The sequence below is a fragment of the Winogradskyella thalassocola genome (genome assembly GCF_900099995.1).
GTDB lineage: Bacteria > Bacteroidota > Bacteroidia > Flavobacteriales > Flavobacteriaceae > Winogradskyella > Winogradskyella thalassocola.
Genome location: NZ_FNCZ01000008.1, coordinates 33,437 through 46,938, shown reverse-complemented (window position 1 = coordinate 46,938; position 13,502 = coordinate 33,437). Strand labels below are relative to the sequence as shown.

At 33.1% G+C, this 13,502-nt stretch carries 13 protein-coding genes; 2 read left to right on the top strand and 11 right to left on the bottom strand.

Features of this window, described 5'->3' with window-relative positions; translation table 11 throughout:
- Positions 1-119: 119 nt before the first annotated feature.
- From BLT80_RS15870 to BLT80_RS15825, 10 genes are all read right to left on the bottom strand, one after another.
- Entirely contained in the window at positions 120-2,699 is a 2,580-nt protein-coding gene (locus BLT80_RS15870; protein WP_092469762.1) for a T9SS-dependent choice-of-anchor J family protein, read from the bottom strand.
- A 240-nt stretch (positions 2,700-2,939) separates the two neighbouring features.
- Entirely contained in the window at positions 2,940-3,758 is an 819-nt protein-coding gene (locus BLT80_RS15865) for an enoyl-ACP reductase FabI (RefSeq protein WP_092469760.1), read from the bottom strand.
- Positions 3,759-3,765: 7 nt separating this feature from the next.
- Complete coding sequence (locus BLT80_RS15860; protein WP_092469758.1) at positions 3,766-4,275, bottom strand: tetratricopeptide repeat protein; 510 nt, start codon at positions 4,273-4,275, stop codon at positions 3,766-3,768.
- A 33-nt stretch (positions 4,276-4,308) separates the two neighbouring features.
- Positions 4,309-5,961 (bottom strand): DNA repair protein RecN, encoded by a 1,653-nt coding sequence (gene recN, locus BLT80_RS15855; RefSeq protein WP_092469756.1) that lies wholly within the window; start codon positions 5,959-5,961, stop codon positions 4,309-4,311.
- A 134-nt stretch (positions 5,962-6,095) separates the two neighbouring features.
- Positions 6,096-6,983: a type IX secretion system protein PorD gene (gene porD, locus BLT80_RS15850; protein WP_092469754.1), complete on the bottom strand. Its 888-nt coding sequence runs from the start codon at positions 6,981-6,983 to the stop codon at positions 6,096-6,098.
- A complete protein-coding gene (gene coaBC, locus BLT80_RS15845; RefSeq protein ID WP_092469752.1) occupies positions 6,976-8,187 on the bottom strand; it encodes a bifunctional phosphopantothenoylcysteine decarboxylase/phosphopantothenate--cysteine ligase CoaBC in 1,212 nt (403 codons plus the stop codon). Before coaBC ends, porD begins: the two co-directional genes overlap by 8 nt.
- Before the next feature lie 14 nt (positions 8,188-8,201).
- Positions 8,202-8,528 (bottom strand): DNA-directed RNA polymerase subunit omega, encoded by a 327-nt coding sequence (locus BLT80_RS15840; protein WP_020896009.1) that lies wholly within the window; start codon positions 8,526-8,528, stop codon positions 8,202-8,204.
- A gap of 11 nt (positions 8,529-8,539) precedes the next feature.
- Positions 8,540-9,340: an outer membrane protein assembly factor BamD gene (locus BLT80_RS15835; RefSeq protein ID WP_245710281.1), complete on the bottom strand. Its 801-nt coding sequence runs from the start codon at positions 9,338-9,340 to the stop codon at positions 8,540-8,542.
- A 108-nt stretch (positions 9,341-9,448) separates the two neighbouring features.
- Positions 9,449-10,333 (bottom strand): 4-hydroxy-tetrahydrodipicolinate synthase, encoded by an 885-nt coding sequence (gene dapA / locus BLT80_RS15830; protein WP_092469748.1) that lies wholly within the window; start codon positions 10,331-10,333, stop codon positions 9,449-9,451.
- Entirely contained in the window at positions 10,333-10,851 is a 519-nt protein-coding gene (locus tag BLT80_RS15825) for a DUF6913 domain-containing protein (RefSeq protein ID WP_092469746.1), read from the bottom strand. The genes dapA and BLT80_RS15825 overlap by 1 nt, the downstream gene beginning before the upstream one ends.
- A 71-nt stretch (positions 10,852-10,922) precedes the next feature.
- Here BLT80_RS15825 and BLT80_RS15820 point away from each other — a divergent pair, with 71 nt between their 5' ends.
- Together BLT80_RS15820 and BLT80_RS15815 are read left to right on the top strand one after the other, a co-directional pair.
- A complete protein-coding gene (locus BLT80_RS15820; RefSeq protein WP_092469963.1) occupies positions 10,923-11,681 on the top strand; it encodes a 5'-nucleotidase C-terminal domain-containing protein in 759 nt (252 codons plus the stop codon).
- A gap of 3 nt (positions 11,682-11,684) precedes the next feature.
- Positions 11,685-12,599, top strand: a complete 915-nt coding sequence (locus BLT80_RS15815) for a bifunctional metallophosphatase/5'-nucleotidase (RefSeq protein WP_092469744.1) — start codon at positions 11,685-11,687, stop codon at positions 12,597-12,599.
- 64 nt (positions 12,600-12,663) lie between these two features.
- On the opposite strand, the gene BLT80_RS15810 is transcribed toward BLT80_RS15815, so the two are convergent.
- Entirely contained in the window at positions 12,664-13,452 is a 789-nt protein-coding gene (locus BLT80_RS15810; protein WP_092469742.1) for a hypothetical protein, read from the bottom strand.
- Positions 13,453-13,502: the final 50 nt, after the last annotated feature.

Genomic DNA, 13,502 nt, shown 5'->3' with positions numbered 1-13,502 from the left:
ACTGTAGCTTAAAATTAATTCTAAATTCAGAAAACCAACCTAGTGAGTTCTATTGGATTTAGAGCAAAAAAAAAGCCGCTAAAATTAGCGGCTTTTTAAAAATTATAAAGTTAATAAGCTTACTGCTTAATCACTCGTATAGTTTCAGTCACATTTGCAATAGTTACTTTAACAAAGTAAGTACCTGTTTGTAAGTGAGACATATCTAAATCACTATCAACTGAATTAGGAGTTGCTCTTAATACTTCTTGACCTAACATATTATACATTGCCACCTGCTCTATTGTGTTCTGAGCATTTAATGTTAATGTATTTTTAACTGGGTTAGGATAGTATGTGAATGCTGCTTCAGTTTCAAAATCATTGATTCCTAAAGCTTCTTCAGAAGACCATAATGCAATTGTAAAATCAGGTGTAGCACTTACAGTTGCGGAATAATTATATACTCTTAAATAGTAAGTTTCATCAACTACATAATCAGTACGACTGATACTTGGATTTCCAGATGGCCCTCCATAGTCATCACATTCAATTGCTACTAAACTACCACAAGCTCCTGAAAACACTTCAATCATACCATCGAAATCATCAGTTACATTAATATTTATATCTGTAGAAGTTGCAACAAAGCTAAACCAAACATCGTCATTTGCTGTGCCACCATATGTACATACGTCAATACCAGAACCTGTCGCTCCAACTATAGATCCTGCAATCTGAGTAGCAGATGCTAAATCGGCTATCTCATTTTCAACAGTTAATACTTGTGCTCCTGCACAATCATCATTCGCTGGTGGACATGCCAACTGAGTCATAGCATCACTTGATTGCTCACACGTTGCATCATTATCATCAGCTATTGTAATAATTACATCTGTAGCATTTGTATATGGACCAAATGTTAACATTGTCGCCTCTGTTGCTGCTTGAGCATCATTCCCTTGGTCGTCAGTTATAGTAACAGCAGTAGCTGTTCCCATATCTGTAATATCTACTTCAATGTTAAATCCACCACTAGTTTCACAATCACTAACTACACTGTATGTTGCCGTTGCATTAGTACATGTTGGAGGTGCTTCACAAGTAACTGCTAATTCAAATGTACCTACACTACCAACATTGTAACCTTCTACAGAAATGTAATACTGCGTACCTGCTACAGAAGTAAAAGTCGTTTCTGCAGTATAATTTACAGCAGAACCACCACACTCATCATAACCCGCAGCAACAGCAACTAAACTTCCAGAAGTTCCTGTGAAAACAAATAATTCTGTATCAAAGTCTGTATTCATACAAGTAGACGCAGTTACAATATCCCCTGTCCCCATAAAACTATACCATACATTCGGTGAATCTATATCTGCATTAGTAGTTATATCAACCGTAGCATCATCTTCATCTAATGTAGCAAATGTTGTATCTTCACTAACAACATCACCACATGCTACAGCAATAGCATTTGCAAAATCATCATTTGCAGGTGGTAAAGCAGCCGTAATAGTTAACACACCTGATGGATTAGTTGTTGCATCCCATGCACCTTCAAAACCTCCATACATATATGGACCTGCGTTTAAAGTAAAACGACTCGCATAATAATAAGTCCCCTCGGTTAAACCAAGATCTTGCATAGCTACAGCAAACTGATCGTTATTACCATTTGTACCTTCTTCTGATACAAATGGAGCAACTTCCCATGTCCAATCTTCAGTAGAAGGATCCGTATCCGTAGTGCTATATCCAATCCAAGCTTCTATACCAGCAGCAGCCTCACCAACCGCTATATCAGTTAAGCCAGCTTCGTAAGCTTGAGCATAAACCATCTGATCTGCCGCTTCATTTTCAGGAAATGTTAATGCAGCAGGCCATTGTAAGTTGTAATAATCTAATGTATTAGCTGCAGTTGGACAAAAATCTAAAACTGAGTCTAACACAACATCACACGTATCTTCATTTTCATTTTCAAGTGTTAATACTACTGGTGTTCCTGCAGGAAATGGACCAACCGTAACTTCACCTGTTGCTGTAACTGTTGTCGAAGCTACACCAGCATCGTTAGTGATTTCTAGATTTACAGAACTTCCTAAATCGGTAATATCTACTAAAATAGAAAACTGTGAATTATCACAATCGTCAACGGCAACTGCGCTAGCAAATTCAGCAGCATAACAAGAAGGAATTGCATCACTTACAAAATCATCTACAGCTAAACGATCTTCATTAGTTCCAGTTGCTCTAATAGCGATGTATACTGTTTGCCCAATATAAGCAGTTAAATCAAACTCTTTCATTGTCCAAGTAGTACTTGCTTCTTCTTCAGCTTGTAGCACAACACTAAAATCAGTATCCAAAGTGTTTGAGTCCGTAGATAGCCTTACTTCATAAGGTTCTAAATAACCACTATTCATCGATTTAATATAAAACGACACCCTATCGTTTACACCAGCAGTAACAGTAATAGCAGGTGCAATTAAATAATCGTCGTGAGCTGCGAGATTATATTGTATTCTGGCATAATTAGTTCCAGAAAAAGCAGTTGTACTTTGATTAAATATGGTCCACTCATTTGCACCACCTTGGTTGATGATTGACCAACCAGTAGGTAAATCAGTACTTGCATCAAAATTCTCGGTAAATTGCGCATTGGACTGCCAGCAAAAGGCAATCAACGCAAATAACATTAATGTAATTTTCTTCATAAAATTTATATTTAAGTTAGTAATTCTTTAAAAATATGTTAATTATTCACATTATAGTTGGCTTTGTCTTTCAAATCGTTGAAATGTCCAAAATACCGACAAAAAACATTAAGCTTGCATTTTTAAATTGTGCTCCATTTTATTTCAACTAGACTTTCAAAATTCATGCATTTTAAAACTCAAAAAAAAGCCGTTATGTAAATCACATAACGGCTTAAAAATATACTATTTATGGGTATATCATTGATAATCTACAAATGCTTCCATAACAGCGTCACTGACTCCCATATTACTAAAACCTCCATCATTATAGAGGTTTTGAAGCGTTACGCGTTTGGTTAAATCGCTGAATAATGTAATCGTATAATTAGCACAGTCCATAGCTGTAGCATTTCCTAATGGCGACATTTTTTCTGCATACGCAATAAAGCCATCAAACCCTTTAACTCCTGTACCAGCAGTTGTAGGTGTTGGTGATTGCGAAATGGTATTCACACGTACTTTTTTATCTCTACCAAAGAAATAGCCAAAACTCCGTGCAACACTTTCTAAATAGGCTTTGTTATCTGCCATATCATTATAATCTGGAAAGACACGTTGCGCTGCCATATAAGTTAAGGCTACAATACTTCCCCATTCATTCATAGCATCTGCCTTATAAAGGGTCTGCATAACTTTATGAAACGACATCGCAGAAACATCGGTTCCTTTTTGCGTCCAAGCATAATTTTGATCGGTATAATGTTTTCCTTTTCTAACGTTTATAGACATCCCTATAGAATGTAAAACAAAATCAATTTTACCTCCTAAGATTTCCATAGATTGCTCTACCAGGTTTTGTAAATCTTCTTCAGAAGTTGCATCTGCAGGAATAATTTGAGAACCTGTCTGCTTAGCTAATTCATCTATTTGGCCCATTCGTATAGAAACAGGTGCGTTGGTTAATACAAACGTACCACCTTCTTCGTGAACACGGATTGCCGTTTTCCATGCAATAGAATTTTCATCTAAAGCTCCAAATATGATTCCTTTCTTTCCTTTTAGTAAGTTGTATGACATGTTTAAATTATTTAAATATGATTGATATTTTTTGAAAAAAATTCATTTTCCCTTGAATTCTTTGTAATGATGCATTAATTTCCTCAATATAATTTCCTGCAGTGGAATGCATTTTAGCCGTCTTATAATAACGATATGCCTCTTTTAGCTTAAATTTAAGTTCGTATGCTCTTGCCATCTGATTATATATTATGCCTTTATCAACGCCATTAATTTTGAGAGTATCTTCACCAAATTTCAACATAGCGTCATAGCTCTTTATATCTGTTAAGAAATAGGCATAATTTGTGTATGTGGAATAATAATTTTTTTCATATTTCAAAGCGAGCTTATAATGTTTCTGAGCTTTTACAAAATCCACTAATTTATAATGATAAATCCAACCAAGGTGATTGTGAGCCCTTCCATAATCAGGGTAATCCATCAATATCTCTAGTAGTAAATCTCTCCCTTCAATTATTTTATTATCAACAAGTAACTTATCTGCTTCAAAGAATAAACCCTCTATATCATTCATTAAATCAACGCTTTTATGAATTCAAATATACTATTAATTCAATAATTGCTTAGCATGTGCCATTGCAGAATCTGTAATGGTTAAACCACCTAGCATTTGCGCAATTTCTACAATACGCTCGTCTTCATTAAGTTTTTTGAGCTGTGTATGTGTCATATCCTCAATATCGGTTTTAAACACTTTGAAATGTGAATTTCCTTTCGCCGCAATTTGAGGTAAATGTGTAATAGAAAACACTTGCATACTACTACTCATTTGCTTCATAATGTCTCCCATTTTATTTGAAATTTCACCTGAAACTCCAGTGTCAATTTCATCAAACATAATGGATGGCAGCTGAATGTATTCCGCTAAAATAGATTTTATAGCTAACATAATACGCGACAATTCTCCACCTGAAGCTGATTTTTTAAGCTCATTAAAACTAGACCCTTTATTGGCCATAAATAAAAACTGTAAGTTATCTTTTCCGTTTTTAACAAACTGATCTGTTGGCTCTAATTCAACCTTAAACTTGGCATTTGGCATTCCTAAATCTGAAAGTATCGCTTCTAATTTTGAAACGAAAATTGGAATTACTTTTTTTCTATTCTTATGAATCTTTAAGGCAATTTGATTCAATTTTTCGTTTATTTTTAAAATCTCTTGTTCTTTATCGAGTATGGTTTGGTCTAAACTTTCAGTGTCATCTATTTTAGATTGTAAATCTTTTTTGATTGCAATTAAGTCTTCAATTTCTGAAACAGAATGCTTTTGAAATAAATTATTTACAATTTGAAGTTTGCTGTTGATACGTTCTAATTCTTGTGGATCTGTAGATAAATTATCTTCAAGATTATCCATTTCAATTAAAATATCATCTAATTCAATGCCAACACTGATGATACGTTCTTTTAAAGTTTCATAGGGTTTTCCGAAACTTGAAATCTTAGATAATTCTTGTTTCACTGAATTAATCTGATCAATCACTCCAAGATCTTCTGCCGTTAAAATTGCTTTGGCACTACTTAGTTTCTCTCCTATGACTTCAACATTATTGAGTTCTTCATACTGAATCTCTAAATCTTCGAGATTAATTTTCTCTAGATTAATTTCATTTAATTCAGTAGATAAGAATAGATTATAATCGTACTCTTTTACCAATTCTGCTTTAGACACTTTTAATTCAACTAAAGTTTTATGAAGTTTTTTATAAGTTCCTAATTGCTTAGTGAAATCTTCTAAATTCGATTTATTTTCAGCCAAAGCATCAATAACTTTAAACTGGTAATCGTCTTGCGTTAACTGTTGTGTTTGTTGCTGTGAGTGAATATCTATAAGGTAACTACTCAAAGCGACCAAACTCTCTAAGGTTACAGGTGTATCGTTAATAAACGCTCTAGATTTCCCGGAAGGTAAAATTTCTCTTCTAATAATGGTCTGCACATCGTAATCTAAATCTAAGGATAGAAATAGCTCCTTTAAGTCGTAATTCGCGATATCAAAAACGGCTTCTATAATACATTTTTCGGTTGCATTTTTAACTTGACTTAAGTCGGCACGTTTTCCTAAAACTAAGGATAAACCACCTAATAAGATAGATTTACCAGCTCCCGTCTCGCCTGTAATAATAGTTAAACCATTATTAAATGCTACGTTTAACTCATCAATGAGTGCGTAATTTTTTATGTGAAGTGATGTTAACAAGCGCTTATAATTATGTAATACAAAATTAGGTTTTTAAGGCTAAGTAATATGAAATTATATTGGAAAAATATTTGTGTTATTAAAGCTCTTCGGCTTGATGCAATACCTTAGGAAAACAGTTTGTAAAACAAAGACTAATACTTAATATTCCTCCACTTTTGAGAATGCATTGGAGCAATTCTATTTAAGATATCCATAGCATCTGTAATATTAACATTTGGACCACCTGAAAGAATATCCATTATTTCATCTGCTTTAGCATCAAAAAAGACGCGCATTAAAAAAGAATTTGGTCTTACTCTATGCACCTTTTGTAAATCATCTAGTACCGAAATTATTTGTGACTTTCCTTCCTTGGCTCCTTCGTTCATAATATCTAAACCATTAATATGATAGTTATACATGGCTAACCTCATGTCTTTATAAGACGGTGACATTAAATTATTAATTAAGGCAAAACGCGATTGTAATCCGTCTTCTAATTTCCAGCCTTGTCCGTTAAGTTGTTGCGAATAGCTTGCAATAGTTTGTGCTTGTTCAAAATACTCATCGCCTCCATTAAGCTCAAATGTATCTGCATCCATTCCTAAAATCATATAGACATGAAACGATAACACCGAAATTAAATTCGATTCGAACTGGCTTTCATTAAAAACCAAATTTTGAAATTCTAAATACTCAAAATTAAAAGTCTTATCGTTATAATTATAAACAGGAGAACTATAGGTAGAATTAAAAATAGGTCTTGAAGAAGACACTTGAATCGACGCTGAAAACAAGTTGTTACTTTGTTGGGAGACATTAATAACCATACTACAGTTAATGCGTTCTTGCTGTGTAAAAGTCCTTCTTGTCCATTTGGTATTATTAACAAACTCCGTAAGTTGATTTCCTAAGGTTTTATATATAACGTCGTTTTCGTTTCCGGTTTGTTGGGCAATAACATTTACTGTACAGTTTAGCTCTTGAGAAAAGGTTACAGACGTCAATAAAAAAGCAAATATAAAAAATAGGTTACGCATGAGTTTGTTTTAATATTAAGTGCATTAAATCTTGAGCAACGTCTGCTTTTGATTTTAATTCATTTTCAATAATGTCGTTAGAAGACGTTATAAATGTAACTTTATTTGTTGACACACCAAAACCTGCACCTTTATCTTGTAATGAATTCAGTACAATGAGATCTAAATTCTTAGACTTCAGCTTTCCTAGAGCATGTTCTAATTCATTGTTAGTTTCTAGTGCAAAGCCGACCAAAAACTGATCTTTTTTAATGTCCCCAAGGGATTTTAAAATATCTTTAGTTTTTTCTAACTCAATAGTAAACGTCGTTTCCTTCTTTTTTATTTTCTGAGTGGCCACATTCTTTGGTCTATAATCTGCCACTGCTGCCGAAAGAATAGCAATATCTGATGTACTGAAATGCTTATGCACTTCATTATACATGTCTTCTGCACTCACAACAGGTTTTACTGTTATAAAGTTATTAGAAATTTTTTGATGTGTTGGCCCCGTAACTAAAATAACCTCAGCTCCTAAGTTTGATGCTGCCTTAGCAATTTCGAAACCCATTTTTCCACTTGAATGATTACCAATAAAACGTACAGGATCTATAGCCTCATAGGTTGGACCAGCTGTTATTAAAACACGTTTTCCTCGTAATGGTAGTTGATCTAAAATATCATTTTCAATAAAGGAAATAATCTCTTCGGGTTCTGCCATACGACCTTCGCCCACTAAACCACTTGCAAGTTCTCCTGTTCCTGCAGGTATCAATTTATTTCCGTAAGATGTTAGTTTTTCAAAAGATGTTTTGGTGGACTCGTGCTTATACATATCCAAGTCCATTGCTGGCGCAAAATATATGGGACATTTCGCCGAAAGATATGTTGCTAGAAGTATATTATCACAAACCCCATTTGCCATTTTTGCCATAGTATTGGCTGTAGCTGGAGCTATCACAAAGATATCTGCCCAAAGGCCTAAATCGACATGATTATTCCATATTTGGTTATCATCTTCTTCATCTACAAAAGAAGAATATACCGGGTTTTTTGATAAGGTGGAAAGCGTAAGTGGAGTTACAAACTCTTTAGAAGCAGGCGTCATAACGACTTTGACGTTAGCGCCTGCTTTTATGAATAATCTGACTAAACTAGCAGATTTATATGCGGCAATACCAGCAGTAATGCCCAATAAAATATTCTTATCCTTTAGAATAGACATCTAAGGCTTTTTGTTTATGGCTGAGGATCCTCAGTATTTCTGTGATAAATCTTATTATCTAACCATTCTTTAACTGCTAAAGCGTGTGGTTTTGGTAATTTTTCGTAAAATTTTGAAACTTCAATTTGTTCTTTGTTTTCAAAAATTTCTTCAAGACTATCATTATAAGTAGCAAATTCTTCTAATTTGTCTATCAACTCACGTCTGATGTCTGTATTAATTTGTTCTGCACGTCTTGAAATAACTGAAATAGCCTCATAGATATTATCTGTAGCAGCATCAATTTCATTTCTGTTGTAAGTAATTGTACTTACCGGCGCATCTGTCTTTTTTAAATCCATCGTTATAATGTTTAACTTTTAGTCGTAAACGTATTTAATTGTTGTTGTAATTCTTCATTCATTAACGTTGCCGCTTCCATATGTTCTGAATCTGGAAACGCTTTTTGCAAGGCTTTAAAATAAGCCAAAGCATCCTTTAAACGTTCTTCTTTTAAATATTCAATACTTAAAACAGCTAAATTATAAGCTGAATCAAATCTGTAATAAAAAGCTTCTCCTTTTAAAGTCGCACCAGGAAACTCGAGCATAAAATTATTAAACGCCTTAACTGACGCTTTATATTCACGAATTGTATTGTACTGCTTTGCTATTTCGAATGCTTTTTTCTGTAATTTAAAATCTAGTTCTTTAACCAATTCGTTAGCGTCACCTAAGTACTGCGACTCAGGATATTCGTTTACAAAAATTTGTAATTTCTCAATGGCTTCAACAGTTTCTTTCTGCTCTTTAGAATACACGGGAGAATTATAATAATACCCTTTAGCTGCTAAAAACGAAGCCTCTTCTGCTTTTTCACTTTGAGGATAAATATCTGTAAATTTATCAAAGTGAAAACTTGCGATGTAGTAGTCCTTTAACTGGTAAGAACACATTGCATGCATAAACGTAATTTTTTCAGCTTGCGGTTTTCCTCTATACTGTTGAAGGATTTGATCCAACAATCGATAAGATTTATTCCACTTTTCAGCGTCGTATAATTCAGTTGCCATTTCAAATTTCTTAGCAGTATCTTCAGATTTTAATGTTTTCTGAAAGTCACTACAAGAAATAAATAGAATACTAATTAGTAGTATGTAAAGTCCTCTCTTCATAAATTTTAAACAGAATGCAAAAGTAAGCATTATTAACGGATTTAAAAAACAATTATTATCTGCTAAATTAAGCGTTGTATCTAGGTAGAATACGTATTTATATTAAGTTTAACTTTTCCCTAGAAATTTTAGTTCAGATTTAATAGTTTCTTTTAATCCATCTGTAGCTTCAACAAGCGGTAAACGCACATGTGGTTTTGAAATATTTAAAGCACTTAATACGGCTTTAATTCCAGAAGGATTGTTTTCAGAAAAAATGAGACCTGTAATTGGCATTAACTTAAAATGAATATCATAAGCTTCTTTGGCTTTACCCGCTATTCCCAAACGAATCATTTCAGAGAATTCCTTCGGCAAGGCTTGCCCAATTACCGAAATAACACCAGACCCACCAGCTAAAGCAACACCTAAAGCTAGATCATCGTCACCAGACAATACTAGAAAGTCATCTGGTTTAGTTCTTAATAATTCTAAATACTGATGTACATTATTCCCAGCTTCTTTAACAGCAACGATATTATCACAATCTTTTGCTAATCGCAACGTTGTTTCAGGTGACATGTTAGATGACGTTCTACCTGGAACATTATATAAAATAATTGGTTTTGGTGTTACCGCAGCAATCGCTTTAAAATGTTGGTAAATACCTTCTTGAGTTGGTTTACTATAATAAGGCGATACCGACAAAACACCATCTATTGCAGAAAAATCTGTGGCTTTTATTTCACTAATAACATTGGCTGTGTTATTCCCCCCAATACCTAAAACTAATGGTACTCTCCCATTATTAATTTTACTAATAAACGCTATTAATTGTTTTTTCTCCTCTGGTGTAACCGTTACACTTTCCCCAGTGGTACCACTTATAACTAAATAGTCTGTACCATTAGCAATGTTGTATTCTACCAAACGCTCTAACGCATCAAAATCGATGGTTAAATCTGCGTTAAAAGGTGTGATTAATGCAACACCAGTTCCTATAAATTTGGTCATTATAATTTATTTAAAATATTTAAGTATTTTTTTAATTCTTGTTTAAAAACATTGATATCCTTCAGGTTTACGTCTATTATTAAATCATATAAACGTTCGTCATTTCTCGATATTCCGACTTTAAAATTAGCTTTAGATGCCGCAGTAATCATATTTAATTGCAACACTTCATTTTTAAAAAAGCAAATCAACATGTCATAAGGCTCGTCTATAAAAGACTGTAAATCAAGATTTTTAATTTTGCCCTTCCATCCAAAATCCTTTGGACTAAAATGAGTGTTCCACTTATTATGCTCTAATTTATCGTCTAACGTAAATGCTACAATTTTATGTTTTGGAGATGATAAATTCAACTCTTTAAAATAGACCCTAAACACCTCAAATTCATGAAATTCGCTCGTATTAAGCAATACCGCAATCGTCTTTATTTTATTATTATTAACTGCAGGTTGACGTGTAGCCAATAAATTATTGACATATTTTCGATTAGATTTTTCTTTAAATGCTTTTAAAATCATTTACCTTTAGCCTTTGTGCAAATTTAACAAAAGCACTAACATTTTATTATAAACTTCTTATAAGTTATTCAATGACTATTAAACATATTCTAAAACTCTGTTTATTGTTGCTCATTTTTTCTTGTGCATCATCAAATGTTTCTAAAATTGAAGGTAAACGAATCGCTATAGATGATAGCCTAAAAGCCAACCAAGCAATAGAAGATTTTATATTACCTTATAGGTTACATGTTAATAAAAACATGGATAGTATAATTTCTTATGCTCCAGAAACCTATTCTAAATCAGATGGGGAATTAAACACTGCTATTGGAAATTTAATGGCTGATGCTGTTTACAGTGAAACTAATCCTGTATTTAATCAACGAACTCAAAAAAATATTGATTTAGTATTACTTAATCATGGAGGTATTCGTTCTATTATTTCTAAAGGAAATATTAGCATTAGAACAGCCTATGAGATTATGCCTTTTGAAAATTCTGTTGTTGTCGTTGCTATAAAAGGAACACAAATGAATGACATGATGGAATACCTTTCTAAGGCTAAACGTGCACATCCTGTTTCATATCAATTACAATTAACGTTAGATCAGAATGCAGCAGTCAAATCTGCTACGGTTCACGGCAAACCTATAGACATCAATAAAACCTACTATGTAGCGACTAATGATTACCTCTACAATGGCGGTGATGGAATGACGTTTTTTCATCCTAATGAAGGATTATATGTGTTAAATTATAAAATTAGAGATGTATTAATCGATAGCTTTAAAAAGAAAGATACTTTAAACCCTAAACAAGATCAACGTTTTATAAAATTAGAAGATTAAATTATGAAGAGAAGACACTTTATTCAAAAATCTACAGCCGCAACAGTTTTAGCTGGTGTTGGAGGTCTAAGCTTACAATCTTTTAGTCCCTCTAAAACGAAAAAAATCACGATTCTACACACTAACGATGTGCATAGCCACATTGATCCTTTTGGGCCTGATGACGGAAGAAATGCCAATAAAGGTGGTGTTGCAAGGCGTGCAACTTTAGTTGAATCTATTAGAATGGAAAATCCTAACACCTTATTATTAGATGCTGGTGATATCTTTCAGGGAACACCTTACTTTAATTACTATGGAGGCGAATTAGAATTTAAGCTAATGAGTATGCTAAAGTATGATGTTGCCACTATTGGTAATCACGATTTTGATAATGGTATTGATGGATTATATGCACAGGTGCCACATGCGAAGTTCGAGTTTGTTTCTGCCAACTACGATTTTACCAATACTGTAATGGATACGCATGTAAAGCCTTATAAAATTATTATTAAGGATGGTATTAAAATTGGCATATTTGGATTAGGGATTGAACTTGATGGTCTAGTAAATAAGGATATGTATAAGGAAACCGTTTATCATAATCCGATTGAAATTGCACAAGACATGTCGCGTATTTTAAAAGAAGAACAATCGTGTGATTTGGTGATTTGCTTGTCTCATATTGGGTATTATTACAAAAATAGTCCAGATAAAGTGAGTGACATAACATTAGCAAGAGCAACAAAAGATATTGACTTAATTATAGGTGGACACACACATACATTCTTACCGAAACCAACTATCGAAAAAAATAGTGTTGGTAAAAATGTACTAGTTAATCAAGTTGGTTGTTTTGGTTTATATCTTGGTAGAATTGATTTTTATTTCGAACCAGGGAAAAAGGTAACTGCAGAAGGCGCTTCAATTATAGTGTAATTAGCGCTTAAGTTTCACTTAGAAGCACAAATCAAAACAACACATTTAGTGATTAAATTCTTTTCTAATTTAAGGCTTGACCCTCTATTGGATCGTCTGTATAAGCTGGAGTTGGCTCACTTACTATGTGCTGTGATTGTAAGTAGTAAAAGATAAATGCCACTACTAAAAAGAAAGAGTAAATATATCCTAAATTGGCATCATCGCTCAGAATATAGTAATATGCTAACTGAATAATCTCCGAAAACACAATAAAGATAGAACCTAATAAAAACAGCATTGATTTATAATTATTTCGGTACATATAATTAATGAGCGCAAATGACAGTAATATCATTACAACAGCGTTATAAGTAAATTCTAAAGCATACTCCGAATAGTTAAACGCATTTTCTGTAGTACCAGATATTAACGTCACACAAAAAACATCTAAAATCACTAGTATTATTATAGGTACTGTTAATTCCGAGAAGACTGTTTTAAAATCTAAATGGATGAACATTTTAGTAATTAGTAAAACATAAGAAATAATACTAAGAATGTTCACTATGTAGTACAAATAATCAGTTTGTCCTTCTACTGGTATTGAACGAAACCAAGCCAAAAAACCTAGCACTTGTGCCGCAGTAAAACTTACTAAAAATAATATGAATAATTTTGATTTATGCTTTGTCCAACCCATATAAAGCCATGTAAGCAAAATAAAAGCTACAGCACTTACAGCATCACCTTCTATTTCCAAAACAAAACCTTGGAGTATAATGTAACTGACGCCTAAAAGCAACAATACGATCTTTAAAAATTTATTTACCAACATTAATCTTCCCTTATTAACTGAAGCAAATATAAACATTTTTTTTACATATAATCGTATAAATCAAGCATTTCGTCGAATAAATAGCT

Bases quoted from the DNA above. Each gene is read 5' to 3' on its own strand.
- BLT80_RS15870 (WP_092469762.1), bottom strand. From the start codon at position 2,699: ATGAAGAAAATTACATTAATGTTATTTGCGTTGATTGCCTTTTGCTGG.
- BLT80_RS15865 (WP_092469760.1), bottom strand. From the start codon at position 3,758: ATGTCATACAACTTACTAAAAGGAAAGAAAGGAATCATATTTGGAGCT.
- BLT80_RS15860 (WP_092469758.1), bottom strand. From the start codon at position 4,275: ATGAATGATATAGAGGGTTTATTCTTTGAAGCAGATAAGTTACTTGTT.
- porD (WP_092469754.1), bottom strand. From the start codon at position 6,983: ATGCGTAACCTATTTTTTATATTTGCTTTTTTATTGACGTCTGTAACC.
- coaBC (WP_092469752.1), bottom strand. From the start codon at position 8,187: ATGTCTATTCTAAAGGATAAGAATATTTTATTGGGCATTACTGCTGGT.
- BLT80_RS15840 (WP_020896009.1), bottom strand. From the start codon at position 8,528: ATGGATTTAAAAAAGACAGATGCGCCGGTAAGTACAATTACTTACAAC.
- BLT80_RS15835 (WP_245710281.1), bottom strand. From the start codon at position 9,340: ATGAAGAGAGGACTTTACATACTACTAATTAGTATTCTATTTATTTCT.
- dapA (WP_092469748.1), bottom strand. From the start codon at position 10,333: ATGACCAAATTTATAGGAACTGGTGTTGCATTAATCACACCTTTTAAC.
- BLT80_RS15825 (WP_092469746.1), bottom strand. From the start codon at position 10,851: ATGATTTTAAAAGCATTTAAAGAAAAATCTAATCGAAAATATGTCAAT.
- BLT80_RS15820 (WP_092469963.1), top strand. From the start codon at position 10,923: ATGACTATTAAACATATTCTAAAACTCTGTTTATTGTTGCTCATTTTT.
- BLT80_RS15815 (WP_092469744.1), top strand. From the start codon at position 11,685: ATGAAGAGAAGACACTTTATTCAAAAATCTACAGCCGCAACAGTTTTA.
- BLT80_RS15810 (WP_092469742.1), bottom strand. From the start codon at position 13,452: ATGTTTATATTTGCTTCAGTTAATAAGGGAAGATTAATGTTGGTAAAT.